The sequence below is a fragment of the Arthrobacter sp. Y3223164 genome (assembly GCF_059091005.1).
In genome coordinates, this window is record NZ_JBNHGF010000860.1 from 1 (window position 1) to 435 (window position 435).

1 pseudogene is annotated in these 435 nt (G+C 70.8%); it reads left to right on the plus strand.

The features are described from left to right. Positions 1-435, plus strand: a pseudogene (locus tag AC5RUJ_RS18420) (hypothetical protein); the annotation flags it as partial.

Consider the following 435-nt stretch of genomic DNA (forward strand, 5'->3'; position numbering starts at 1 on the left):
GCGAGGCCGACCGGCTGCGTGCCGCCGCAGCCGCCGAACAGCAGCGGCTCCGCGACACCGCGGCGGTAATGGCCGACCATGATGCGGTGAACGCGCGCTGGCTGGACTATGAGCTGGACGTGGCCAAGCTGATCGATTTTCCCATGATGTCCGATGTCCGCGAGCCGCTCACGGTGGCGTTCCTGCGCGCCAAGCGGACCGCCGACGGGCTCCGGCCGGTCACCGCTGCGGAAGTTGCCACCGATGAGCGGCTGCGCGAATACCGCGAGGCCGTGCGGGCCTACGAGGTCGCCTTCGACATCGCCGAACGCGAGGCCCGCCGCATTCAGGACCAGCACTTCAGCGGCCCCGAACGGCTGCGGCTGAACACCGCGCGCCGGTTGCTGACCATCGCGGTGGATAGGGCGGCAACGCCCGCCGAGCGGCAGCTGGCCT